This window comes from Chryseobacterium sp. SIMBA_028 (assembly GCF_046535285.1).
Taxonomy (GTDB): domain Bacteria; phylum Bacteroidota; class Bacteroidia; order Flavobacteriales; family Weeksellaceae; genus Chryseobacterium.
In genome coordinates this window covers 1-265 of record NZ_JAWRWZ010000375.1, presented here as the reverse complement: position 1 = coordinate 265, position 265 = coordinate 1, and the positions used below count along the sequence as shown (strand labels likewise).

Sequence of the window (265 nt, the reverse complement as noted above, 5' to 3'; positions counted from 1 at the left end):
AAGACTGGTCCAATGCAGGACAGGTTGCTAAATCTGAATTTAAAATCCTTAACAATAATTATTTCCACCATTTGAATCAGTTTTATCAAATGCTGGACTTAAATAAAGAATTTCTGGAGCAGGAATACAGCCATAACCTTGAAAAAAGACAACACATCATTGCCCGTGCACAGGAACTTCAACATGAACCTGTGATTCAAAAGGCATTGAATGAACTGCAATATCTTCACAAACTTTGGAAAGAAGAAGCAGAACCTGTAGCAGA

General features: G+C 36.6%; 1 protein-coding gene. It reads left to right on the top strand.

Going from position 1 to position 265, the window contains the following annotated elements; translation table 11 throughout:
* A partial coding sequence (locus tag SCA31_RS23825) for a DUF349 domain-containing protein (RefSeq protein WP_410699476.1) occupies positions 1-265 on the top strand: 265 nt, incomplete at both ends.